19 protein-coding genes and 1 tRNA gene are annotated in these 21232 nt (G+C 55.3%); 13 read left to right on the forward strand and 7 right to left on the reverse strand.

Going from position 1 to position 21232, the window contains the following annotated elements:
* The first annotated feature begins 106 nt into the window (after positions 1–106).
* A tRNA-Asp gene (locus ELY25_RS09625) sits at positions 107–183 on the forward strand.
* Between the two features lie 117 nt (positions 184–300).
* Here ELY25_RS09625 and ELY25_RS09630 read toward each other — a convergent pair.
* From ELY25_RS09630 to glcD, 4 genes are all read right to left on the reverse strand, one after another.
* Positions 301–702, reverse strand: coding sequence for a GlcG/HbpS family heme-binding protein (locus tag ELY25_RS09630; protein ID WP_126951074.1), 402 nt, complete (start codon positions 700–702; stop codon positions 301–303).
* Between the two features lie 66 nt (positions 703–768).
* Entirely contained in the window at positions 769–2001 is a 1233-nt protein-coding gene (glcF, locus tag ELY25_RS09635; RefSeq protein WP_126951075.1) for a glycolate oxidase subunit GlcF, read from the reverse strand.
* A gap of 14 nt (positions 2002–2015) precedes the next feature.
* On the reverse strand, positions 2016–3116 hold the full coding sequence (gene glcE / locus ELY25_RS09640) for a glycolate oxidase subunit GlcE (RefSeq protein ID WP_126951076.1): 1101 nt from the start codon (positions 3114–3116) through the stop codon (positions 2016–2018).
* A 17-nt stretch (positions 3117–3133) separates the two neighbouring features.
* A complete protein-coding gene (gene glcD, locus ELY25_RS09645; protein WP_126951077.1) occupies positions 3134–4633 on the reverse strand; it encodes a glycolate oxidase subunit GlcD in 1500 nt (499 codons plus the stop codon).
* Positions 4634–4859: 226 nt separating this feature from the next.
* Between glcD and glcC the strand changes: the two genes are divergently transcribed.
* A complete protein-coding gene (gene glcC / locus ELY25_RS09650; protein WP_126951078.1) occupies positions 4860–5636 on the forward strand; it encodes a transcriptional regulator GlcC in 777 nt (258 codons plus the stop codon).
* A 5-nt stretch (positions 5637–5641) separates the two neighbouring features.
* On the opposite strand, the gene ELY25_RS09655 is transcribed toward glcC, so the two are convergent.
* Positions 5642–6334 carry a GntR family transcriptional regulator gene (locus ELY25_RS09655; RefSeq protein WP_126951079.1) on the reverse strand — a complete coding sequence of 231 codons (693 nt, stop codon included), beginning with the start codon at positions 6332–6334 and terminating at the stop codon, positions 5642–5644.
* Between the two features lie 230 nt (positions 6335–6564).
* Here ELY25_RS09655 and ELY25_RS09660 point away from each other — a divergent pair, with 230 nt between their 5' ends.
* From ELY25_RS09660 to ELY25_RS09700, 9 genes are all read left to right on the forward strand, one after another.
* A complete protein-coding gene (locus ELY25_RS09660; RefSeq protein WP_126951080.1) occupies positions 6565–7035 on the forward strand; it encodes a GlcG/HbpS family heme-binding protein in 471 nt (156 codons plus the stop codon).
* 303 nt (positions 7036–7338) lie between these two features.
* Complete coding sequence (locus tag ELY25_RS09665; protein ID WP_126951081.1) at positions 7339–8316, forward strand: TRAP transporter substrate-binding protein; 978 nt, start codon at positions 7339–7341, stop codon at positions 8314–8316.
* A gap of 68 nt (positions 8317–8384) precedes the next feature.
* Positions 8385–8945 carry a TRAP transporter small permease gene (locus ELY25_RS09670; RefSeq protein ID WP_126951082.1) on the forward strand — a complete coding sequence of 187 codons (561 nt, stop codon included), beginning with the start codon at positions 8385–8387 and terminating at the stop codon, positions 8943–8945.
* 9 nt (positions 8946–8954) lie between these two features.
* Positions 8955–10238: a TRAP transporter large permease gene (locus ELY25_RS09675; RefSeq protein WP_185856089.1), complete on the forward strand. Its 1284-nt coding sequence runs from the start codon at positions 8955–8957 to the stop codon at positions 10236–10238.
* A gap of 11 nt (positions 10239–10249) precedes the next feature.
* Positions 10250–11056, forward strand: coding sequence for an enoyl-CoA hydratase (locus ELY25_RS09680; RefSeq protein ID WP_126951083.1), 807 nt, complete (start codon positions 10250–10252; stop codon positions 11054–11056).
* A gap of 19 nt (positions 11057–11075) precedes the next feature.
* Positions 11076–12263, forward strand: a complete 1188-nt coding sequence (locus ELY25_RS09685) for a CaiB/BaiF CoA transferase family protein (protein WP_126951084.1) — start codon at positions 11076–11078, stop codon at positions 12261–12263.
* A gap of 77 nt (positions 12264–12340) precedes the next feature.
* Positions 12341–13558 (forward strand): pyridoxal-phosphate-dependent aminotransferase family protein, encoded by a 1218-nt coding sequence (locus tag ELY25_RS09690; RefSeq protein ID WP_126951085.1) that lies wholly within the window; start codon positions 12341–12343, stop codon positions 13556–13558.
* A gap of 16 nt (positions 13559–13574) precedes the next feature.
* Positions 13575–16577 carry an FAD-binding and (Fe-S)-binding domain-containing protein gene (locus tag ELY25_RS09695; protein ID WP_126951086.1) on the forward strand — a complete coding sequence of 1001 codons (3003 nt, stop codon included), beginning with the start codon at positions 13575–13577 and terminating at the stop codon, positions 16575–16577.
* 38 nt (positions 16578–16615) lie between these two features.
* Positions 16616–17140 carry a gamma carbonic anhydrase family protein gene (locus tag ELY25_RS09700; RefSeq protein WP_126951087.1) on the forward strand — a complete coding sequence of 175 codons (525 nt, stop codon included), beginning with the start codon at positions 16616–16618 and terminating at the stop codon, positions 17138–17140.
* A 79-nt stretch (positions 17141–17219) separates the two neighbouring features.
* Here the strand turns inward: ELY25_RS09700 and ELY25_RS09705 are convergent, their stop codons facing one another.
* Positions 17220–18911, reverse strand: a complete 1692-nt coding sequence (locus ELY25_RS09705) for an L-lactate permease (RefSeq protein WP_126951088.1) — start codon at positions 18909–18911, stop codon at positions 17220–17222.
* Positions 18912–19261: 350 nt separating this feature from the next.
* On the opposite strand from ELY25_RS09705, the gene ELY25_RS09710 reads away from it, so the two are divergent.
* Entirely contained in the window at positions 19262–19957 is a 696-nt protein-coding gene (locus tag ELY25_RS09710) for a glutathione S-transferase family protein (protein WP_126951089.1), read from the forward strand.
* 197 nt (positions 19958–20154) lie between these two features.
* Positions 20155–20577 carry a phasin family protein gene (locus ELY25_RS09715; protein ID WP_126951090.1) on the forward strand — a complete coding sequence of 141 codons (423 nt, stop codon included), beginning with the start codon at positions 20155–20157 and terminating at the stop codon, positions 20575–20577.
* Between the two features lie 92 nt (positions 20578–20669).
* On the opposite strand, the gene uraD is transcribed toward ELY25_RS09715, so the two are convergent.
* Entirely contained in the window at positions 20670–21212 is a 543-nt protein-coding gene (uraD, locus tag ELY25_RS09720) for a 2-oxo-4-hydroxy-4-carboxy-5-ureidoimidazoline decarboxylase (RefSeq protein WP_126951091.1), read from the reverse strand.
* Positions 21213–21232 lie beyond the last annotated feature (20 nt).

Consider the following 21232-nt stretch of genomic DNA (forward strand, 5'->3'; position numbering starts at 1 on the left):
GTTGGGAGAGCACCAGCCTTACAAGCTGGGGGTCACTGGTTCGAACCCAGTACCACCCACCATTTAAAGTTCTTTTAAATGGTTGTTATAAAAGTGCCTTATTTGTGGACCGGTAGTTCAGTTGGTTAGAATGCCGGCCTGTCACGCCGGAGGTCGCGAGTTCGAGTCTCGTCCGGTCCGCCATTAAGCACTAGCATGTCAAGTACTCGTATTTTAAGTACGCTCGGTTAATACCGAACAAATTCCAAAACCCCGGATCGTTGATCCGGGGTTTTTTTGTATGTGCTTCGTTCACATTCATCAAGCAACGGCGCTAACGCCCGCCTTGGCGATTTGCACATCCTGCTCGGGCTTCACGCCGGAAATACCCACCGCACCAATTACCTGACCGTCTACGATGACTGGCACGCCGCCTGATAGCAGGCCCTGCAGGGGTGCGGTAACAAATGCTGTGCGCCCGCCATTAATCATTTCTTCAAATACCTGTGTCTCTTTACGTCCCAGCGCTGCACTACGTGCTTTATGGGTGGCCACTTCAGCACTGAAAGGGGCCGCGCCATCCAGGCGGCGAAGCGCCAGCAGGTGGCCGCCATCGTCAGCAACGGCGATGGTGACCGGCCAAGCGTTGCTTTCGGCCTCCTTTTGCGCAGCATCAAGAATTTTGTTGATATCGGCTAGTGCAAGAATCGCTTTGGTTTGCATATTAGTTCCTGTTGTTTGACGGGGTGGTAATGGCCGCGCCTGGTGAGCGTGGCCAAGGTAACGTTATCAGTTAAGCGCTGCGTCCACGACTTCTACCCAGTGGCGTACTGGCGTGCGGTTAGCGCCAGCCAAGTGCGTTTGGCAGCCAATATTAGCGGTGACAATAAGTTCGGGGTTGCCGACTTCCAGGGCATTGAGCTTATTGTCGCGTAATTGAGTGGCAAGTTCAGGCTGCGTCACCGAATAGGTGCCCGCTGAGCCGCAGCAAAGGTGGGCGTCCTGCACCGGTGTGAGGGTAAACCCGAGCTTGTTGAGCACGCCTTCCACCGCGCCGTTAAGCTTTTGGGCGTGTTGCAGCGTGCAGGGGCAATGAAAGGCGAGCCGCTGGGTTTCTTTCACCCTGAGCGTTTCCAGAGGCTCTTCGCGGAGTATCTCGACAATATCCTTGGCCAGCGCGCTGATCTTTTCTGCCTTTTCCGCGTAGTGGGGGTCATCTCTGAGCATGTAGCCATACTCTTTGATAAACGCTCCGCAGCCGCTTGCGGTTTGCACGATAGCTTCAGCGCCTTGCTCAATATGTGGCCACCAGGCATCGATATTGGCGCGCATACGGGTGCGGCCGTCATCCTGAGCATTGAGGTGAAAATCAATTGCTCCGCAGCAACCCGCTTCTGCCACCGGCGTCAGGCTAATATCCAGACGATCCAGCAGCCGCGCCGTGGCCGCATTGGTGTTGGGTGAAAGGCCTGGCTGTACACAGCCCTCCAGAATCAGCATTTTCCGGGTATTACGCTTACTATCAGGACGCTTGCCCGCATCAACGGGAGCGGCTGGCATCTTGTTGCGCAGCTTGCTCGGCACCAGCGGCCTGAAGGTTTGGCCCAGTTTTAAGAGCGCCTGAAAACGCTTGGGCTCGACCATCATTTTGCGCAGCGCATAGCGCTGCGCACGGTCGGCTGGCGGGCGCGGTACGCGGCGCTCGATTTCCGCGCGGCCGATATTCAAAAGCTTGTGATACTCGACACCTGATGGGCAAGTAGTTTCGCAGTTCTGGCAGGTCAGGCAGCGGTCCAGGTGCAGTCTGGTTTCAGCGGTAACCTGATCATCGTCGTCGCGGCTTTCCAGCAGCTCCTTCATCAGGTAGATGCGCCCGCGCGGGCCGTCACGCTCATCACCCAACAGCTGATAAGTGGGGCAGGTAGCGTTACAGAAACCGCAATGGACGCAGGTGCGTAAAATGCGCTCCGCTTCCTGAATATGCGGCTTTTGGCGATCTGCGTCAGTGAAATGCGTTTGCATATCAGCTCTCCTGATTAAAACGCCGCGTAAAGACGGCCAGGATTAAAAATACCGTGGGCGTCCAGCTGTGTTTTTAGATTGCGATGATACTTCTCGAGCACGGCGTTCAGCGGTGTGAAAGGCTCGGACGCGCCGCCCTGGGCATTTGGGGTGTAGCAGGTGGCATGCCCGCCTGCCGCCTGGCAGGCAGCGCGCAGGGTTTGCGCATCAAGCGCGGTTTTTACCCAGCGCTGGCTGCCGCCCCAGTCGTAGAAGATATCGGTTTCGGGAATATCCAGCGCAAGCGGTGCCGTGTTGGGAGGCAGCGACAGGCGCCACAGTGCTTGCCCTTCGTTGACATTGAAGAAGTCATGGGTGTGATCGCGCAGAGAGGCCCAGAAACTGGCCTCCAGCGGCTCGCCACCGAGGGACTCCTGCGTCGCTTTTACCGAGCTTGTCCCGCCTTCCAGGCGAATAAACAGCTCGCCTGCGTGCCAGGCGGCAGCGGTGATAGGTAACGGCTGACGGCCAAGTTTTGCGAGTGTGCCTAACGCGTCATCTAGGCTCATGGAAAGGCGCAGGCAGTGACTTGCCGTCGGGATGGGCAGCACCTTGAATGAGATATCGGCAAGCACGCCAAGTGTGCCCTGGGCGCCGGTCATCAGACGGGAAAGATCATAGCCCGCCACGTTCTTCATCACTTCACCGCCAAAGCGCAGCAGCTTGCCTTCCTGAGTGATCACCCGGGTGCCGAGTACAAAGTCACGCGCCGCGCCCGCCCAGGGGCGACGGGGGCCTGATAGGCCGGTCGCCACCGCGCCACCAATGGTGCTGTCCTCACCAAAGCTGGGTGGTTCAAAGGGGAGCATCTGGTGGTGTTCGGCAAGCGCTGCCTGAAGCGCGCTCAAGCGCGTGCCGGCACGCACGGTGACCACAAGCTCCACCGGGTCGTAGGAGACGATACCGTTGTGTTCTGCCATGGAAAGCGGCTGGCCTTCCACCGGGCGGCCATAAAACGCGCGGGTATCGCCGCCCACAATACGTAGCGGCGTGCGTGTTTCGTAAGCTGTACGCACTTGGTCGCACAGGCGCTTGGAAATATCGCAGTCAGCGGCGTGAATCGCTAAATCGGTCATGAGTGTTCCTTGTGCCATCAAAAGCGCGGTAGCTCAGGATGCGGTAATTCATTGTTATGCACATGCATGGCGCCAAACTCGGCGCAGCGGGCCAGGGTTGGAATGTTTTTTCCCGGATTGAGCAGGCGTTTCGGGTCAAAGGCCGCTTTTAGCGCATGAAAAACGCTGATCTCATCCGCCTGGAACTGGCTGCACATCTGGTTGATCTTTTCACGCCCTACGCCATGCTCGCCGGTGATCGAGCCACCAGCCGCCACACAGAGTTCCAGAATCTTGCCGCCCACGTCTTCGGCCAGCGCCAGCTCGCCCTCTTTATTGGCATCAAACAAAATCAATGGATGCATATTGCCGTCACCCGCGTGAAAGACGTTAGCCACCGCCAGGCCGCTCTGTTCAGAAAGCGCTGCTATACCTTTAAGCACTCGGGGCAGTTCGCGGCGGGGGATGGTGCCGTCCATGCAGTAGTAGTCCGGCGACATGCGGCCCACTGCCGGGAAGGCGTTTTTACGCCCGGCCCAGAACTTGGCCCGCTCGGCTTCATCGCGGGCTTGCTGAATCTGCGTGGCGCCGGCTTTTTCAAGTACCCGGCGTACCGTTTCGCAGTCGTCATCCACATCCGCTTCAACGCCATCAAGCTCGCAAAGCAAGATCGCCTCGGCGTCCAGCGGGTAGCCTGCTTTGACAAAATCTTCAGCCGCCTTGATGGCAAGCTTATCCATCATTTCCAGGCCGCCTGGAATAATACCCGCAGCAATAATATCGCCCACCGCACGGCCGGCTTTTTCCACGTCGTCAAAGCTTGCCATCAACACTTTGGCGGTTTCGGGTTTGGGCAGTAGATTGACGGTGATTTCGGTGACCACGCCCAGCATGCCTTCTGAACCGTTCATCAGCGCGAGCAGATCGAAGCCCGGGGCATCCAGCGATTCAGCGCCCAGCGTCATGTGTTCACCCTCAATGGTCAGCACATCAACGCGCAGTACGTTGTGTACGGTCAAACCGTACTTCAGGCAGTGTACGCCGCCGGCGTTTTCTGCCACGTTGCCACCAATCGAGCAAGCAATTTGCGATGACGGGTCGGGGGCGTAATAAAGCCCGTAGGGGGCTGCCGCCTCGGAAATGGCCAGATTGCGCACCCCAGGCTGCACGCGTGCCAGACGCGCATCAGGGTCAACGCTCAGTATCTTGTTAAACCGCGACATCACAAGCAGTACGCCCTGCTCAAGCGGCAATGCACCGCCAGAAAGGCCGGTACCTGCGCCTCGCGTCACCACTGGTACGTCTAATGCGTGACAGCGTTTTAACAGGGCTTCGACCTGTTCAAGGTTTTCAGGCAGCGCTACCAGCATGGGCAATACCCGGTAAGCGGCCAGGCCATCGCACTCGAAGGGGCGCAGATCCTCTTCCCGGTGGAGCAGAGTCAGGGTAGGCACGGCCTGCTGTATATCGGTTAAAACCTCGGCTTTATCACGGCGTGCAAGCTCGCCATCGAGGCGCTCATCAAAGAGGATATTCATCACGACATCCCAATTCTTATCGTTAAAAGTAAACGCACGGTCGGTAGGGCATGGCGTCAATCTGAGCTTTTTTTGTGTGCCTGTCTAGAGTGTGGTGCAATGGTCAGACCAGTAATTAGTCGACTGTCAAGCCTGCCAGTACGTGGTTAGTGATAATCGAGATATGGTCTTACCACTGCCTTGCAGAGAGGGCCATATAAAGATATAGGGGCTGAAGGAGTGAACCATGACATTGCTCAGCGAAGAGAGGGTGGCAGGGCAGCGCACGCCGGAAAATGTGGCGGCAAGGCTCGAGCGTTTGATCCTGGACGGTGTGTTTCGCCCCGGCCAGTTACTGCCTTCTGAAAGACGGTTATGCGAACGCCTCAAGGTATCGCGGGCCTCGCTGCGTGAGGGCTTAAGGATTTTACGCAGCAAGCAGATTATCGAAACCCGCCAAGGACATGGCTCAACTGTGGCGTCGCTTTTACCCATGCACCAGCAAAGCCCGTTGATGCACTTGTTCAACGACCATCCGCGCACCCTGTTTGATCTACTGGAGGTCCGGGCGCTGCTGGAAGGGGAGTCGGCGTTTCTGGCTGCCAGGCGGGGCACATCGATGGACCGCGTGCTGATTACCCGGCGCTACCGGGAAATGGCGGACTACGCGGAGCATTCAGAAAGCATTGATGTAGAGCGTCTGGCACGGCTGGATCACGCCTTTCATTTGGCGGTTTCCCAGGCCTCACACAATCCGGTGCTGGTTCACACACTACAGAGCCTGACCGACCTGCTGTTAAGTTCGGTGTTTGCCTCCGTCAAGCACCTTTATCATCGCGAGGGCCCGCGCGAGATGATCAACCGTCAGCATGCCAGGCTTCATGATGCCGTTGTCGCAGGCGATGCCGAGCAGGCGCGCCATGTGGCGCTTGAACATCTCACCAGTATTACCGAGCTGTTGCGGGAACTAGAGGCAGAAAGCGAGCGCCTGGAGCGCTCTGCGATGCGTATGGAACCCTGGTAGTAAGCTTAAGCGTTAACAACGCTATGCTCTTCGTCAGGCGCGTCATCTTCGATCACCCCAGCTAACGTCGCTACTTCAAGCTTATTGCACAGGTGGTCGCGCAGAATCTGGCCGAGCAGTTGGCTATCGCGCTTTTCCAAGGCGTTGATCATGTTTTCGTGATCCTTGACCGCCTGATCCCAGAACGCTTGGGTCATTTTTTTCGAGTAGCGCACGCGTTTTACGCGCTGGCTGAGATTGTTGTACATCTCCTGGAGTACCTCGTTTTGCGAGGCGGCCAGTATGCTTTCATGAATCTGCCGGTTGAGTTCGAAATACGCTTTTAAATCATGCTGGTGATAGTGATCAAGCATGCTGTTATGCAGCGTACGAATGGCGGCAATTTCTTTGTCGGTGATATGTTTACAGGCCAGCTCACCGGATAAACCTTCCAGCGCCGCCATAAGATCGTAAGTGTCCTTGACCTTTTTAAAGGTTAGGCGAACCACCCGAGCGCCACGATTGGGCAGCAGCTCAATCAAACCTTCGGTCGCCAGCACCTTAAGAGCCTCTCTTAAGGGGGTGCGTGAAACGCCGAATTTTTCACACAGCTGTTTTTCTGAGATTCGCTCACCAGGCGACAGCTCGCCGTGTTCGATAAGATCGCCGATACGGTCGGCGACTTCGCGGTATAAGTTGCGCTGAAGTATCTTCGTCATGGTTCCCTTCCTTCTCGGTCATCCACCTGGCGATCCTACCAAGCTGTCCACTCTGCTAACGGAATGTAGCCAACTATTCGCTTGGTATAGTGGCGAGTCTGCGTATGATCTGCAAAAGTAATTATGAATTCAATATTAACAGGCTTATTCAAAGCCTCGTGCCCAAGTGGTGATTCTTCTCCTAAAGCTAGGGGAATTTAGCAGTTAACAACGATAACAAGGAGCAAGCAATGGCGAGTAACGTGTATCACGCGAAGGTAGTGCTTACCCGAGCGCAAGCTAAAGCGATTCTGGAAGGGGCTACCGCCCAAGCGCGGGAGGCTGATCTTCCACCTTTAACCTTAGTTGTTCTGGATGGGGGCGGTCATCTGGTCGCGGCGGAACGTGAGGATGGATGCGCGCCTTTACGTTTCCCCGTGGCTCAGGGAAAAGCCTATGCCGCTTTAGGTATTGGTATTGCAAGCGGTGTCGTGGGGGAGCGAAATAGCGAGCGCTCCGCCTTTCTGGCTAGCGTGGCCGCCGCTTCCCAAGGCCATTTTGTGCCGGTAGCGGGTGGCGTTCCTATCCTGGATAACGATAACTGCGTGATTGGCGCCGTGGGGGTAAGCGGGGCATCGTCCAATGAGGACCAGCAGGCAGCTATTGCCGGTATTGAGGCGGCCGGACTCGTTTGGGGGCTTGAGCCCATTACTGATGAGTAGTGAAAAATTCCGCCATCGTTTAACCAACAGCGCTTTCAAAAGCGCTGTTTTTTATTTTTTAGAAGGTTTTTTCGCCTAGTGATCCTTGCGGATCGCTTAAAAATCAAGCTGCTGCAAAAGACCAGCGGCAGCCGATACGAAAGTTTAATACCTAATTTTGAATTTTGAATTCAAATTGAATGAGTGCACAGGAGCGGTGTTCGCGCTGCAGGGAAGCGACAACTTAATGAGCGTGCAAGGTTCGCCGGGCGTTGCCCCCGGTGGTGGCGATCCAACAACAATAAGTTCCTCTTGGAGTGCTCTATGAAATTCCTCAAAACAACGCTTTTGACCATTGCGGTGGCTGTGGGTATTCAAGCTTCAGTCGCAAGTGCTAATACAGAGGTGCGTCTTGGTCATGTGGGTGGCCCAGGCTCGCTTTTTGAAATTACCGCCAACCGGTTTGCCGAACTTGCCAATGAACGCCTTGAAGGCGTGGCAGAAGTAAATGTGTATGGCAATAGCCAGCTAGGTGGCGATGAATCGATGATGCGTCGCTTAAGGCTTGGCTCGCTGGATCTTTCTATCCCTTCTACGGTAATGAGCTCAGAGTCCAATCAGTTTGCTCTATTTGAAATGCCCTACCTGATTAAAGACCGTGAGCACATGAAGCGGGTTCGTGATGAAGTCGTTCGTGGGCCGCTTTATGAAGCAGCTGAGGCGCGCGGTTTCAAGATTATCGGCGTATGGGAAAACGGTTTCCGTCAGATCACCAATAACGTTCGTCCCATTGTTAAACCCGAAGATTTAAGTGGTATCAAACTGCGCACGCCAAGCGGCGTATGGCGTATTGAGATGTTTAGAAGCTACGGTGCCGCTCCTTCACCAATGTCGCTTTCTGAAGTGTTCGTGGCCCTGCAAACCGGTGCAATGGATGGCCAGGAAAACCCCCTTATTCAGACCTACTCTTCACGGTTTCAGGAAGTTCAGGACTATCTCTCCTTATCCAATCACGTCTATACCCCGGCGTATCTGACCGCAGGGGCCAGCTGGAACCGCCTGCCCGAGGAAGTACGTACGGTACTCGAGGAAGTCGCCATGGAAATGGAAGACTTCGCCCTAGAAGAGGGGCTGCGCCTGGATGAAGAAACCTTGGCGAAAATGCGTGACGAAGGCATGGAAGTAAATGAAGTCGACTTCGATGCCTTTGTTGAAGCCTCCCAGACCATTTATGACAAGTTTGCCGAAGAAGTCGATGGCGGTCAGGAATTAATCGATACGGTAGCCAGCCTGCGCGAATAAGCCCGGCAACGGTCTCTTCGAGGCGCATTGCCTGACGCAGGGTGCGCCTTATTGCTCTGGAGGTTTCAATGAGTGCTTATACCAAGTTCAAGAACGCCTATTTCTCATTTCTTGAGGGGATTGTGGTGGTCTTGGTTATTGCCCTGGCAGGCGTTGTCACTATCGGGTTCGTTACGCGCTATCTCGGCTTCCCATTGAGCTGGTATGACGAGCTGGCGGCCGTGCTGCTGGCATGGGTGACGTACTACGGAACGGCCCTGGCGGCCGCAAGAGGGGCACATATTACCTGCCCCAGCATATTGAATATGTGCCCGCCGTCGATTCGGGTGCCGATCGCATTGCTGGCAGAGGCCATCACCATCGGCTTTTTCGTATTTCTTGGCCTGGCCAGCTACCAGGTGATGCTGATTCTTGAAGGCGTCAATATGGTCAGCCTGCCGTCCATCTCCATGCAGCTTACCCAGTCGGCTATTCCCGTGGCTTCCGTACTGTTCATTATCGCTGAACTGCTGCGCTTACCCGATGTGCTGAAAAGCGCGCGTGGCAAAGGGTTTATCGATCATGAACTGGAAGAAGCCGGTATCGATGCCGAAGAAGTCGAAGCCGTCAGCACTCAACAGCGAGGGTAAGTAGCCAGCATGACCATACTGTATATCTTCATCGCATTGATCGTGTTGATTATGATCAATGTGCCGGTGGCGGTTGCCCTGGCGTTAGTCGGCACCATTGCCACCTTTATGACCTACGGCAGCATGGCAATGCCGACGGTTGGTATGACCATGTTCGAAGGGGCTACGAACTTTCCCTTGATCGCCATTCCACTGTTTATTCTGGCCGGCGCGATCATGAATGCCTCCAGTATCTCTCGGCGCTTGATCGATCTGGCCATGGCCATGGTCGGGTTTATCAAGGGTGGGCTTTCCATGGTGACGATTGGGGCCTCGGTGTTTTTCGCCGAAATCTCAGGGTCATCGGTGGCGGGTGTCTCGGCGATCGGGAGCATCCTGATTCCGGCCATGCGTAAAAAGGGCTACTCGAAAGAGTTTGCCGCTTCCATCTCTTCCTCCGCGGCTAGTCTGGCGATCATTTTGCCACCTTCGATTCCCATGATCCTGTACGCGGTTATGTCCGGCGAGTCCGTGGTCCAGATGTTTGTGGCGGGTATTTTTCCGGGTCTTTTAGGCGCCATGGGGCTAGCCGCCATGTGCTACTACCTTGCCCGAAAATACAACTTTCCTTCTGAAGGGCGTTTTCAGGCATCTGTATTGTGGAAGGCCCTGAAGGAAGCGGTCTGGGCGCTGCTGATTCCGGTAATTATTCTGGGCGGTATCTTTGGCGGCTTTGTTACGGCAACTGAAGGCGCTGCATTGGCTGTCTGTGTAGCGATCTTTATCAGCGCGGTGGTGTATCGCGAGTTTACGATCAGAAATTTCATCGACTCGTGCAAAAGTGCGGGTGTGCAAACGGCGGTAGTAATGTTGCTGGTTGCGGCCTCTGCGGTGGTGGGCAGCTATCTTACCGAGACCCGCGTGCCCCAGGAAATCGCTATGCAGATCAGTGATCTGACGGATAATAAATACGTCATTCTCGCCCTGCTCAACATCATCTTCCTCATTCTGGGTATCTTCCTGCACTCGGCAGCGGCCATCATTCTGGTCGTGCCTATCGTGCTGCCGCTTGTTCTGGAAGTGGGTATCGATCCGCTGCACTTTGGCTTGATTGTTACGCTGAACCTGGCGATTGGTCAGCAGACGCCGCCTGTGGCCAGCGTACTGATTGCCGCGTGCTCGATTGCCAAATCGGATATCTGGGCGACGTCCAAAACCAACCTGTGGTTTATCGCGGTGTTGTTCACGATCCTGATGATCAATACCTATATCCCCGCGTTTGCGCTGGCGCTGGTTAACTTTATCTACGGCTAAGGGAGTCATCTATGAAAGATTCACATGATTCACCACTAACCGAAAGCGTGCAGTTTGCAATCCGCGACGGTGTTGCCTGGATCGGTTTTAATCGCCCACAAAGCCGCAATGCGATGACCTGGGAGATGTATAACGCCCTGGAGCACTACTGCGATGTTCTGGCGGGTGATGACGAAGTTCATGCCGTGGTGCTTCACGGAGTAGGCGGCGAGGCTTTCGTGGCGGGCACGGATATCACGCAGTTTGCCAACTTCTCAGAGCCTAACGATGCCATCGGCTATGAGCGACGAATCGATCAGGTGGTTGGCAAGCTTGAGCGCTTCCCCAAGCCGACCCTGGCACTCATTGAAGGTGCCTGTGTGGGCGGGGGTGCGGCGCTTGCTCTGGTATGCGATTTTCGCTACGCCACTTCGACCATGAAGTTTGGGGTGCCTATCGCTAAAACCCTGGGCAATACGCTTTCGATCAATAACGTATCGCGCCTGATCGACATGGTCGGTGTGGCCCGCACCAAGGAAGTGCTAATGATGGCGCGGCTGTTCGGTGCCGACGAGGCGCACGCAGCCGGGCTTGTGAACCACATCTTTGCTGCCGACACCATTTACGCTGACGTCGCCAAGCTCGCAGCAGACTTTGCCAAGCGGGCGCCGCTTACCTTGCAGGCCAGCAAAGCATTGATCAATCGAGCGCTTGAGCAGCGAAGGCTTGAAGCGGATGCCAGCGATGACTGGGTCACTACCTGCTATATGAGCCGCGACTTTGCCGCTGCCGTGGATAAGTTCGTCAATAAAACGTCGTTTGAGTGGACGGGCCGCTAAACAAGAAGGAGGAGGGCGCATGCTTCCCTTACAGAATATAAAAGTACTGGACGTCTCCCAAATCATGGCGGGGCCTTACTGCACCATGGTGCTGGCCGATATGGGCGCTGAAGTCATCAAGGTCGAAAAGCTCAATGGCGGCGATGATAGCCGTCAGATGGGGCCTTACGTTAATGGTGAGTCCACCTGCTTTTCCCAGATCAACCGCAACAAAAAAAGCATTTCACTCAACCTCAAAGACGAACGGGCAAGGCAGATATTCTATCACCTGGCGAGTGATGCCGATGTCATCGTCGAGAACTACCGGCCAGGCGTTACTAAATCGCTGGCGATCGATTACGACACCATCAAAGCCATCAACCCAGGGATCGTTTACTGCTCGATTTCAGGCTATGGCCAGACCGGCCCTTACAGCCATAAAGGCGGTTTTGATCTGGTGGCTCAAGGCATGACCGGGCTGATGTCGATGACCGGGGAAGAGGGCCGGCGCCCGCTGAAAACCGGGATTGCGGTTTACGATATCGGGGCGGGCATCACCGCGGTCTACTCAATACTCGCGGCGCATATTCATAAGATGACCACCGGTGAAGGCCAGCATATCGATATTGCGATTACCGAGTGTGGCTTGCCCTGGTTTACCTGGGAAGCGGCGGCATACTTTGCCGAAGGCACGGTGCCGGGCCCCACGGGATGGCGCCATCGGGTATCGGCACCCTATCAGGCGGTAAAAGCACGCGACGGCTATTTGATGCTGGGCTGTGCCAACCAGCGCACCTGGGAGCGGTTTTGCCGTGACGTATTAAAGCGTGACGCCTTGATGGAAGACCCGCGCTTTATCACCAACCACGACCGTGGCCAGCACGTTGATGAGCTGGAAGCGCTGCTCGAAGAGCTGATGGCCGAGGCAAGCGTGGAGGAGTGGTTAACGCTTTGCGATAGCGCGGGCGTGCCTGCCGGACCTATCAATAATTTCGCCGACGCCATGGCCGATGAGCACTATCTGGCACGCGGCATGGTGGAAGAGATGGAGCACCCGGTAATAGGAAAAATGAAAACCATCGGCTTTCCCAGCAAATTCTCTCTAACACCTTCGACAATACGTAGTGCGGCGCCGCTGTTTGCCCAGCATACCGATGAAGTGCTTGAAGGGTTGGGCTTTGCTAATGAAGAACTAAGCCACCTGCGGGCTGAAGGCTGCATCAAATAGATTTTTTAAAGCCATTAATTGAATTCATTATCCATTTTTCAGGTTTTAATCGGCAACAATAACAAGAGGTAAACACCATGCTGAAACTCGACTTTCACCCATCCGGCCGTCATTTCCTGCAGATCCCTGGCCCCTCACCGGTGCCAGATCGCATATTGCGCGCGATGAGTCTACCCACCATTGACCACCGTGGGCCTGAATTTGGTGCCTTGGGATTAGAGCTATTGGCCAAGGTTAAAAAGGTCTTCAAAACAGAGCACCCGGTGATTATTTATCCGGCCTCGGGTACAGGCGCCTGGGAAGCGGCACTCGCTAACACCATGTCGCCGGGCGATCAGGTGCTGATGTTCGAGACCGGCCACTTTGCCACGCTTTGGCAGAAAATGGCGCTTCGCCTGAGCCTTGTGCCTGAGTTTATCGGCCTGCCGGGCTATGAGGGCTGGCGCCAAGGCGTTCAGGCCGACATGATTCAGGAACGCCTCAACAATGACCCCGAACACGCCATTAAAGCGGTGTGTGTGGTGCATAACGAAACCTCAACCGGGGTGACCAGTGATATTGCGGCGGTGCGTCGCGCCATCGATGCCACCGGGCACCCGGCGCTGTTAATCGTGGACACTATTTCCGGGCTTGCCAGCGCCGACTACCGCCATGATGAGTGGGGTGTGGATGTCACCGTATCCGGCTCCCAAAAGGGCCTGATGCTGCCGCCGGGGATTAGCTTTAACGCGCTTTCTCCCAAAGCGATCGAGGTTAGCCAGCACGCCAAACTCCCTAGAAGCTTCTGGGCGTGGGATGAGATTCTGGAAGCCAACCAGCGCGGCTACTGGCCTTATACGCCCAGCACCAACCTGCTGTATGGGCTTAATGAAGCCCTCGACATGCTGCTCGATGAGGGCATTGACCATGTGCTGGCGCGTCATCAGCGCTGGGCTGCTGGCGTTCGCACGGCGGTCGAGGCCTGGGGGCTGGAAGTTCAGTGTCAGGACCCGGCGCTTTATTCCCCTGTACTCACGGGTGTCGTGATGCCTGAGGGAGTCGATGCCGATGAGATTCGCAAGATTATCTACGAGCGCTTTGATTTGTCGCTAGGCATGGGGCTGGGCAAGGCCAAGGGCAAGATGTTCCGCATCGGCCACCTGGGCGATTGTAACGACCTTACCCTGATCGCCACGCTGGGCGGCTGTGAGGCCGGGATGAAGCTTGCAGGCGTCAACTTGCAGGGCAGTGGCGTCACCGCCGCCTTGGACTACTTTGCCAACAACCCGCTTAGCACAGGCACTTCAGAGCGTTAATGATGGGGAGAGTCACATGACATCACTGACGAAACAGCCCCAATTTCGTGACGCCAGAATCAAACCCATCGGGGAGCTGGCGGCGCGCTTAAGCCGGGAAATGGTAGGCGACGTGCTGTTTGATCAGGCAACGCGGGGGCGCTACGCCACCGATGCCTCGATCTATCAGGTTACCCCGGTGGGCGTGGTGATTCCCCGCCACCAGGAGGATCTCAGGATCGCTCTGGATATCGCCCGTGATGCCCGTGTGCCGGTGCTGGCGCGCGGTGCGGGCACTAGCCAGTGCGGCCAGACGGTCGGTGAGGCGCTGGTCATCGACACCACGCGCTGGCTCAACCAGATCGTCGAATTCGACGCTGACGCGCAGACGGTGGTGGTAGAGCCAGGCATGGTGCTTGATCACCTCAATGCCTGGCTCAAGCCTTACGGGCTCTGGTACCCGGTGGATGTTTCGACCAGCGCCCAGTGCACCATCGGCGGTATGGCTGGCAATAACTCCTGCGGGTCGCGCTCGATCTATTACGGCAATATGGTGCATAACGTAATGGGCATCGACGCGATACTCGCTGATGGCTTTGAAGCACGGTTTAGCTTTGTAGATAGCCTTGCCGAAGGCTCGCGGGAGCAGCAGCTCGCCCGGCAGGTCAAGGCGATTGCCGAGCGCGTCAGCCCTGAGATTCGTGAGCATTTTCCTAAAGTGCTGCGCCGTGTCGGGGGGTATAACCTGGATCTATTCGACTGCCAGAACCCCATACCTTATGACCCCGAGGGCCGGGTGAATCTAGCCCACCTGCTGATTGGCTCGGAAGGCACGCTTGGGGTAAGTAGCCGCATCAAGCTGCGGCTTTCCCCGTTACCCAGCCAAAAGGTGCTGGGCGTGGTGAATTTCCCAACCTTCTATCAGGCGATGGATTTAACCCAGCATATCGTCAGGCTCGGCCCCATGGCGGTCGAGCTGGTCGATAGAACCATGATCGAGCTTGCCCTTGAAAACCCGGCGTTTCGACCAGTGATCGAAAAAGCCCTGATCGGTAAACCTGAAGCCATTTTGCTGGTGGAGTTTGCAGGTCACGATCACGCTGAGCAACTGGCGGCGCTGAGCGCGCTTAACGAGCTGATGGGCGATTTGGGCCTGCCGGGCAGCGTGGTGAATATGCCCGAAGCGAAAGAGCAGAAAGCGCTTTGGGATGTGCGCAAGGCGGGGCTCAATATCATGATGAGCATGAAGGGCGACGGCAAGCCGGTCTCGTTTATTGAAGACTGCGCCGTGCCCCTTGAGCATCTGGCCGAGTACACCAACAAGCTTACCGAGGTGTTCAACCGCTACGGCACCGAAGGGACCTGGTATGCCCACGCCGGCGTCGGCACGCTGCACGTGCGGCCCATTCTGGACATGCGCCGCGATGGCGCTGAAAAAATGCGCGAGATAGCCGAGCTGGCTTCCTCGCTGGTGCGTGAATACAAAGGCGCTTACTCCGGTGAACACGGCGACGGCATCTGCCGTGGCGAGTGGGTCGCCTGGCAGTTTGGCGATACCCTTAACAACGCCTTTCGCGAGATCAAGCAGCTGTTTGACCCGAATAACCTGCTCAACCCCGGCAAAATCGTCGATACCCCTAAAATGGATGACGAGCGCTATTTCCGGTTCCCCAAAACGTATCAGACGATTCCGCTGACCCCGGTGTTTGACTGGTCAGCCTGGAACGTAAAGCGCGACCCGTTAACCGGCGAGCAGACGTCACCCGGCACCGCAGGCGATCCCACCCACGGGCTCGCCATGGCAGTCGAAATGTGCAACAACAACGGCCACTGCCGCAAGTTTGATGCGGGTACCATGTGCCCAAGTTTCCGAGCGACCAAAGATGAGCAGCATTTAACCCGGGGGCGGGCCAATACGCTGCGCCTGGTGCTTTCGGGCCAGCTCGGCGATGAGGGGCTTGCTAGCGACGCTGTTAAAGAAGCGCTCGACTTGTGCGTTTCCTGTAAAGGCTGTAAACGCGAATGCCCGACCGGCGTGGATATGGCCAAGTTCAAGATTGAAGCGCGGACCGCGCGCGCCAAAGCGAAAGGCCTGTCACTGCGTGATCGCATGGTAGGTGAGATGCCACGCTATGCGCCGTGGGCGAGCCGCTTTTCAGGGTTGATGGACTATGTGGAGCGCACACCACTTCTGGCTAACCGAATCAAAAAGACGCTCAATTTTGCTCCGGAGCGGGCGCTGCCTGCCTTCAAAGGCAACTTCCTGGCAGGCAATCAGAACACAAGCAGTAGCGAAGTCGCTGAGCGTGAGGTGCTGCTGTTTGTCGATACCTTCAATAATTATATGGAGGGCGACAACGCCAAAGCCGCTAAGCGCGTGCTGGAAGCCGCCGGGTATCGGGTTCACCTCAACGTCACCAAGGGCCAGCGGCCGCTGTGTTGCGGGCGTACCTACCTATCATCCGGCCAGTTCGAGAAAGCCAAGGCGGAAGCCCGGCGTACGCTTGATCACTTGATGCCGTTTGTCGATCGCGGCGTGGCGGTCGTGGGGCTTGAGCCATCGTGTCTTTTAAGCATGCGCGATGAGTTTCTGCAGTATGGGTTTGGTGAGCAAGCCCGAGCGCTCGCCGAATCGGCGTATTTATTTGAAGAGTTCCTGGTGACTGCCCATGAGGCCGGTGAGCTGCCGCTGGCACTCAAGCATTCAGGCTATAAGCAGGCCCTGCTGCATGGCCATTGTCATCAAAAGGCCTTTGATGCGCTGCGCCCGGTCGAGCAGGTACTACGCTGGGTGCCGGGGCTTGAGGTCAAAACTATCGAGTCTTCCTGCTGCGGTATGGCGGGGAGTTTTGGCTATGAAGCCGAGCATTACCAAGCCTCGCTTAAAATGGCTGAGCTTTCGCTACTGCCGGCCATTCGTGAAGCTGAAGACGGCACTGTTCTGGTCGCCGACGGTACCAGCTGCCGCCACCAGATTAAGGATGGCAGCGGCCGAGAGGCCATTCATGTTGCCCGACTGCTGGAACAGGCGTTAGCCTAACCGAGAAGGCTATCAACAATAACGAACAGGAGAGTCATGTGGCCATTTATCAATACGGAGAGCATCGGCCTGCGATACACGAAGACGTGTATGTCGCCGATACGGCGGATGTGATCGGACAAGTGACCTTAAAAGCGCGTTCAAGCGTCTGGTATCAGGCCGTTTTACGCGGCGATAGCGATCACCTGGAAATAGGTGAAGAAAGCAATATTCAGGATGGCGCGGTCCTGCATGCCGACCCCGGCTATCCGCTTAAAGTAGGCAATGGTGTCACGGTAGGCCACCAAGCCATGCTGCATGGCTGTACCGTGGGCGATGGTTGCCTGATCGGCATCCAGGCGGTGGTGCTCAATGGCGCGGTGATTGGTGAAAATAGCCTGGTAGGTGCAGGCGCGTTTATCAAAGAAGGGGCCGTATTCCCACCCAACTCCCTGATTGTTGGCTCGCCCGCTCGGGTAGTGCGAGAACTCTCAGCGGATGCCGTAGAAGGCTTAAAGCTGAACGCACAAAGCTACGTTATCCGCGGTCAGCAGCACTCCAAGGAGTTAAAGCGAATAGATTAGCCGTGTGCCATGAACAGGCGCCCAATAAAAACCCCAGACAGTGTCTGGGGTTTTTTTATGCCCATAACTAGAGCTAGGGTTACATCAACGTGTCGGTAATACCAATCACATAAAAAGCTATTAACGCGATAATGCCGGTAAACACCAGATAGTAGATGGTCGGGATAATCGTTTTACGAATCGTCGCACCTTCACGGCCAAGCAAACCTACGGTTGCCGAGGCCGCGACCACGTTATGAATAGCGATCATATTACCTGCTGCCGCACCGACGGCCTGAAGCGCGACCATCATGGCTGTAGACAGCCCCAAGGTTTGAGCAACATTAAACTGGAACTCTGCCAGCATCAGGTTGGAAACCGTGTTGGAGCCGGCGATAAAGGCGCCCATGGCACCCACGGCCGGGGCAAAGAACGGGTAGATGTCGCCAACGCCGCTGGCCACGGCCTGGGCCATCATCACCGGCATGGAGACAAGGTCTGCACCGTTGACGCCGGAGTTGATCAGAATGCGCACCATGGGCACGGTGAACACCAGCACGAAACCGGCGCCGAAAATCGTCTTGGTGGATTCCGACACTGCCGCGCTGATCTTCTGCGGGTTCATGCGATGCAGGAAGTAGGTAATGATAACGACGGCAATGATAATACCGCCGGGCAGGTACAGCGGCTGAACACCACCGCTAACACCTGTTTCACCCAGAATATCGTTCCAGTTCAGGTTGATCGAGGTGAGCGCTACGCGCAGTGGTTCAATAGTACGTGAAGCGACCAGGAACAGGGCCAGCAACACATAAGGGATCCAGCCTTTCAGGGTCGACATGGGCGCCTTGCCGGCTACATCGTCCAGCTTGATTTGCAGGTTGCCGATCCACTCATCCGGCCATGAGGTTGACTCAGGAAAATCCCAGGTATCCTTGGGCAGCAAGAAGCCTTTACGCGCCGCAGGGACGACGATCGCCAGGCCGACCATGGCACCAATCATGGAAGGGAACTCAGGCCCCAATAGCACGCCTACCAGCATGTAGGGCACCACAAAACATACGCCGGTAAAGATGGCGAACGGCGTAATCGACAGGCCCTCTTTCCAAGAGCGGTTCGCCCCAAAAAAGCGCACCATCATGACGACCAGTATCAAGGGCATCAGGATACCCACGATGCCGTGAGTAATAGCGACTTCGCTGGTGATCAATCGAAAAAATTCGTTCCAGGTCGAGCCATTGGCTTCAAGCTGAGCCGTAATGCCAGCGCGGTCCAGGCCGCTGCCCACCCCAACCACGATGGGCGTGCCCACAGCACCAAACGAAACGGGCGTTGATTGAATCATCATGCCCACGACAACCGCTGCCAGGGCAGGGAAACCCAGCGCAACCATCAAAGGGGCAGCTACCGCAGCAGGGGTACCAAAACCTGATGCACCTTCAATAAAACAGCCAAACAGCCAGGCCACAATCAGTGCCTGTACCCGGCGGTCGGGGCTAATGCCCGAAAAACCGTTGCGAATGGCGGTAATACCGCCTGAGTGTTTAAGCGTATTGAGCAGTAATATCGCGCCGAAAATGATCCATAAAAGCCCCGCTGTTTGGATGAGGCCCTGAATCGTGGAAGCTGCGATGCGGGTAAACGACATGTCCCAAGCGGTCAGACCAATAATGGCTGCCGTTAAAAAGACAATTGGCATGGCTATTTTGGCAGGTATTTTAAACCCAACGAGCAAAATACCTGCCAGCAGCAACGGCAGGAAAGCCAGAAGAGCTAGTGTTGTTTCGTTCATAGGTGAAGGCCGCCCCGGTTATTTATTTGGTGTGCTCTGCATCCGTCTAGCGTTTCCAGTGCTAAACGTAACAATGAGCAAGATACGGTTCGGTTCAAAAAATAACACTAGTGGAAAATTGGTCTTACCATAAAAGTGCTTTGCTAAGGTGCTTGTTTAAACAAAGAAAATGTATATAAGAGTTTGTATTCATTGTTTTTTATAGCGTTTATTGGGTGGCGGAACGACAAGCTGCCATTAGACTAAAAGACAGTGTAAGAAGGCCTTTCTTGCTTAGCCAGTGAATTAAGATCAATGTCTATTGATCAACTTGGTTTTACCTATCTTGCATTAACCGTAAGGATAAAAGGATGACCCGAACGCTTTATGATTTATGTGGCCGCGATGAACGTTTGCGCTTCTCCCCGTACTGCTGGCGCGTTCGTATGGCGCTTGCCCATAAAGGGTTGGATTACGATACGGTTGCTTGGCGATTTGAAGATAAGCAGGCGTTGGCATTCGCCGATTACGACAAGGTGCCGGTACTGCTTGATAACGAGCAGGTGATTACCGACAGTTTCGACATCATGCGCTACCTGGATAAAACCTACCCTGAAGCGCCGGTGCTGGGAGAGGGAGCAAGTTATCAGCGTGCGCTGTTCTTTAAGTACTTTGTAGAACGCAGCGTAACCCCCGCTCTTTTTCGCTTGGTAGCCATGGATCTGTTAGCTGCCATTCACCCTGACGACCGGGATTATTTTCGTAAAACCCGTGAGGCGCGCTTTGGTACCCGCCTGGAAGCGCTACATAACCCGGAGCAAGCCAGACAACAGTTGGCAACGCTGCTGGCGCCCGTGCGCGATTTACTGCGCAGTAGCCCCTTTTTGGATGGGGATGCACCCAGCGGCGCGGATTACCTGTTGTTTGGCAGCTTGATGTGGGCTCATACCGTATCGCTTGAAACGTTAGGTGAAGAAAACGCCCTAGTGGATGAATGGTTCAAGCGTATGTTGAGCGTGCATGACGGGATTGCAGGTAAGGCGTTCACTATTCGTGATTTGTCATAAAAGACAGGTAACCGGCTGATTAATCTAGCCGGTTTCCGAACAAGCTAGGCATATAGCATAACGGTTTAAAAAAATCATGTTGCGCTGCACAAAATGCGCTGCTAGCTTGGGTGGAGCAACGGCAAACGCCGACGCATCAGCATCGCCTCCATCAGTAACGGGCGGCGATTTGCTAGCTAACCCAAGGAGATGTCGTGATGATGAAATCTACAGAGAACAGCACTCAACAGTTTGAGTCTACTTTTGTATCACCTATGCGTTCTTACACGCAGACAGCACTTGATTACTATCAAAAGCTGATGGGTGCGCAACTTGACGCTGCCCGCGCTTACTCTGATATGACAGTTTCACAAGCACGCACATGGCTTGATGTTAAAGATGCCGACAGCTTCAAAAAAGCCATGGAAAGCCAGCAACGCGTTGCTAGCGACTTTATGGAACGCCTGAAAGGCGACTCTGAAAAGGTGACTTCTATCGGTCAGGGCTTTATGCAGGAAAGCCAGAAAATGACCGAAGAAAACACTCAGAAGGCAGCCGATAATACTCAGAAAGCCGCTGACAACATTCAGCAAAAAGCTTCTGACAATATTCAAAAGTCAGCAGATGCCGCGAAGCGCTAAACCCCTTTTAAACCGCTAACCCCTGGCGGTGAAAAGCGCTGTGCCCTTTGGGCGCGGCGCTTTTTTATGTGTTCTAAACGTGGTTGGGCGGCTTACTCGCCCATGGCTCGCGCTGTTAAACGAAAGCGTGCGATACGGATAATTTGCTCAATGGCCGTTTCGCGCTCTGTCACCGCTTCATTATCCAGGCGCTTTTCAAACGCCGCCAAAATGGCATGTCGATCAAGCCCTTTAACGGCGATCACAAAGGGAAAGCCAAACCTCTTCTTGTAGGCGCCATTTAACGCTTCAAAGCGTGCAAATTCTTCTGGTGAGCATTGGTCAAGCCTGGCGGCTGCCTGTTCGCGCGTGGAATCCTGGGTGAGCTTACCGGCCATGGCGGCTTTACCGGCCAGGTCGGGGTGAGCCTGGATAACGGCTATCTGTTGCTCGCTTGGCGCTTGCTGAAGAATATGGCCCATTTTTACGGCCAGTGCTTCCGGGGCATCATGCGCCTCATTCAAACCTTGCTGCCAGGCGGTTGCGGCGACCCACGGTGAGTGCTCATAGATATCCCCGTAGTGAGCTACAAACGCATCCTGCGAAAGCTGGCTAGGACGTGGATCAAGAAGCAGTTGCGCGGTATCCGAAGGCATGATGATTCCTTAACTGACAG

The sequence above is a fragment of the Vreelandella populi genome, from assembly GCF_003989825.1.
Taxonomy (GTDB): Bacteria; Pseudomonadota; Gammaproteobacteria; order Pseudomonadales; family Halomonadaceae; genus Vreelandella; species Vreelandella populi.

What these genes read in the sequence shown, in the direction of transcription:
- ELY25_RS09655 (WP_126951079.1), bottom strand. Translation starts at nt 6,334, where the DNA reads ATGACGAAGATACTTCAGCGCAACTTATACCGCGAAGTCGCCGACCGT.
- glcF (WP_126951075.1), bottom strand. Translation starts at nt 2,001, where the DNA reads ATGCAAACGCATTTCACTGACGCAGATCGCCAAAAGCCGCATATTCAG.
- ELY25_RS09660 (WP_126951080.1), top strand. Translation starts at nt 6,565, where the DNA reads ATGGCGAGTAACGTGTATCACGCGAAGGTAGTGCTTACCCGAGCGCAA.
- ELY25_RS09695 (WP_126951086.1), top strand. Translation starts at nt 13,575, where the DNA reads ATGACATCACTGACGAAACAGCCCCAATTTCGTGACGCCAGAATCAAA.
- ELY25_RS09670 (WP_126951082.1), top strand. Translation starts at nt 8,385, where the DNA reads ATGAGTGCTTATACCAAGTTCAAGAACGCCTATTTCTCATTTCTTGAG.
- ELY25_RS09705 (WP_126951088.1), bottom strand. Translation starts at nt 18,911, where the DNA reads ATGAACGAAACAACACTAGCTCTTCTGGCTTTCCTGCCGTTGCTGCTG.
- ELY25_RS09675 (WP_185856089.1), top strand. Translation starts at nt 8,955, where the DNA reads ATGACCATACTGTATATCTTCATCGCATTGATCGTGTTGATTATGATC.
- ELY25_RS09710 (WP_126951089.1), top strand. Translation starts at nt 19,262, where the DNA reads ATGACCCGAACGCTTTATGATTTATGTGGCCGCGATGAACGTTTGCGC.
- glcD (WP_126951077.1), bottom strand. Translation starts at nt 4,633, where the DNA reads ATGAATATCCTCTTTGATGAGCGCCTCGATGGCGAGCTTGCACGCCGT.
- ELY25_RS09680 (WP_126951083.1), top strand. Translation starts at nt 10,250, where the DNA reads ATGAAAGATTCACATGATTCACCACTAACCGAAAGCGTGCAGTTTGCA.
- ELY25_RS09685 (WP_126951084.1), top strand. Translation starts at nt 11,076, where the DNA reads ATGCTTCCCTTACAGAATATAAAAGTACTGGACGTCTCCCAAATCATG.
- ELY25_RS09690 (WP_126951085.1), top strand. Translation starts at nt 12,341, where the DNA reads ATGCTGAAACTCGACTTTCACCCATCCGGCCGTCATTTCCTGCAGATC.
- uraD (WP_126951091.1), bottom strand. Translation starts at nt 21,212, where the DNA reads ATGCCTTCGGATACCGCGCAACTGCTTCTTGATCCACGTCCTAGCCAG.
- glcE (WP_126951076.1), bottom strand. Translation starts at nt 3,116, where the DNA reads ATGACCGATTTAGCGATTCACGCCGCTGACTGCGATATTTCCAAGCGC.
- ELY25_RS09630 (WP_126951074.1), bottom strand. Translation starts at nt 702, where the DNA reads ATGCAAACCAAAGCGATTCTTGCACTAGCCGATATCAACAAAATTCTT.
- ELY25_RS09715 (WP_126951090.1), top strand. Translation starts at nt 20,155, where the DNA reads ATGATGAAATCTACAGAGAACAGCACTCAACAGTTTGAGTCTACTTTT.
- ELY25_RS09665 (WP_126951081.1), top strand. Translation starts at nt 7,339, where the DNA reads ATGAAATTCCTCAAAACAACGCTTTTGACCATTGCGGTGGCTGTGGGT.
- glcC (WP_126951078.1), top strand. Translation starts at nt 4,860, where the DNA reads ATGACATTGCTCAGCGAAGAGAGGGTGGCAGGGCAGCGCACGCCGGAA.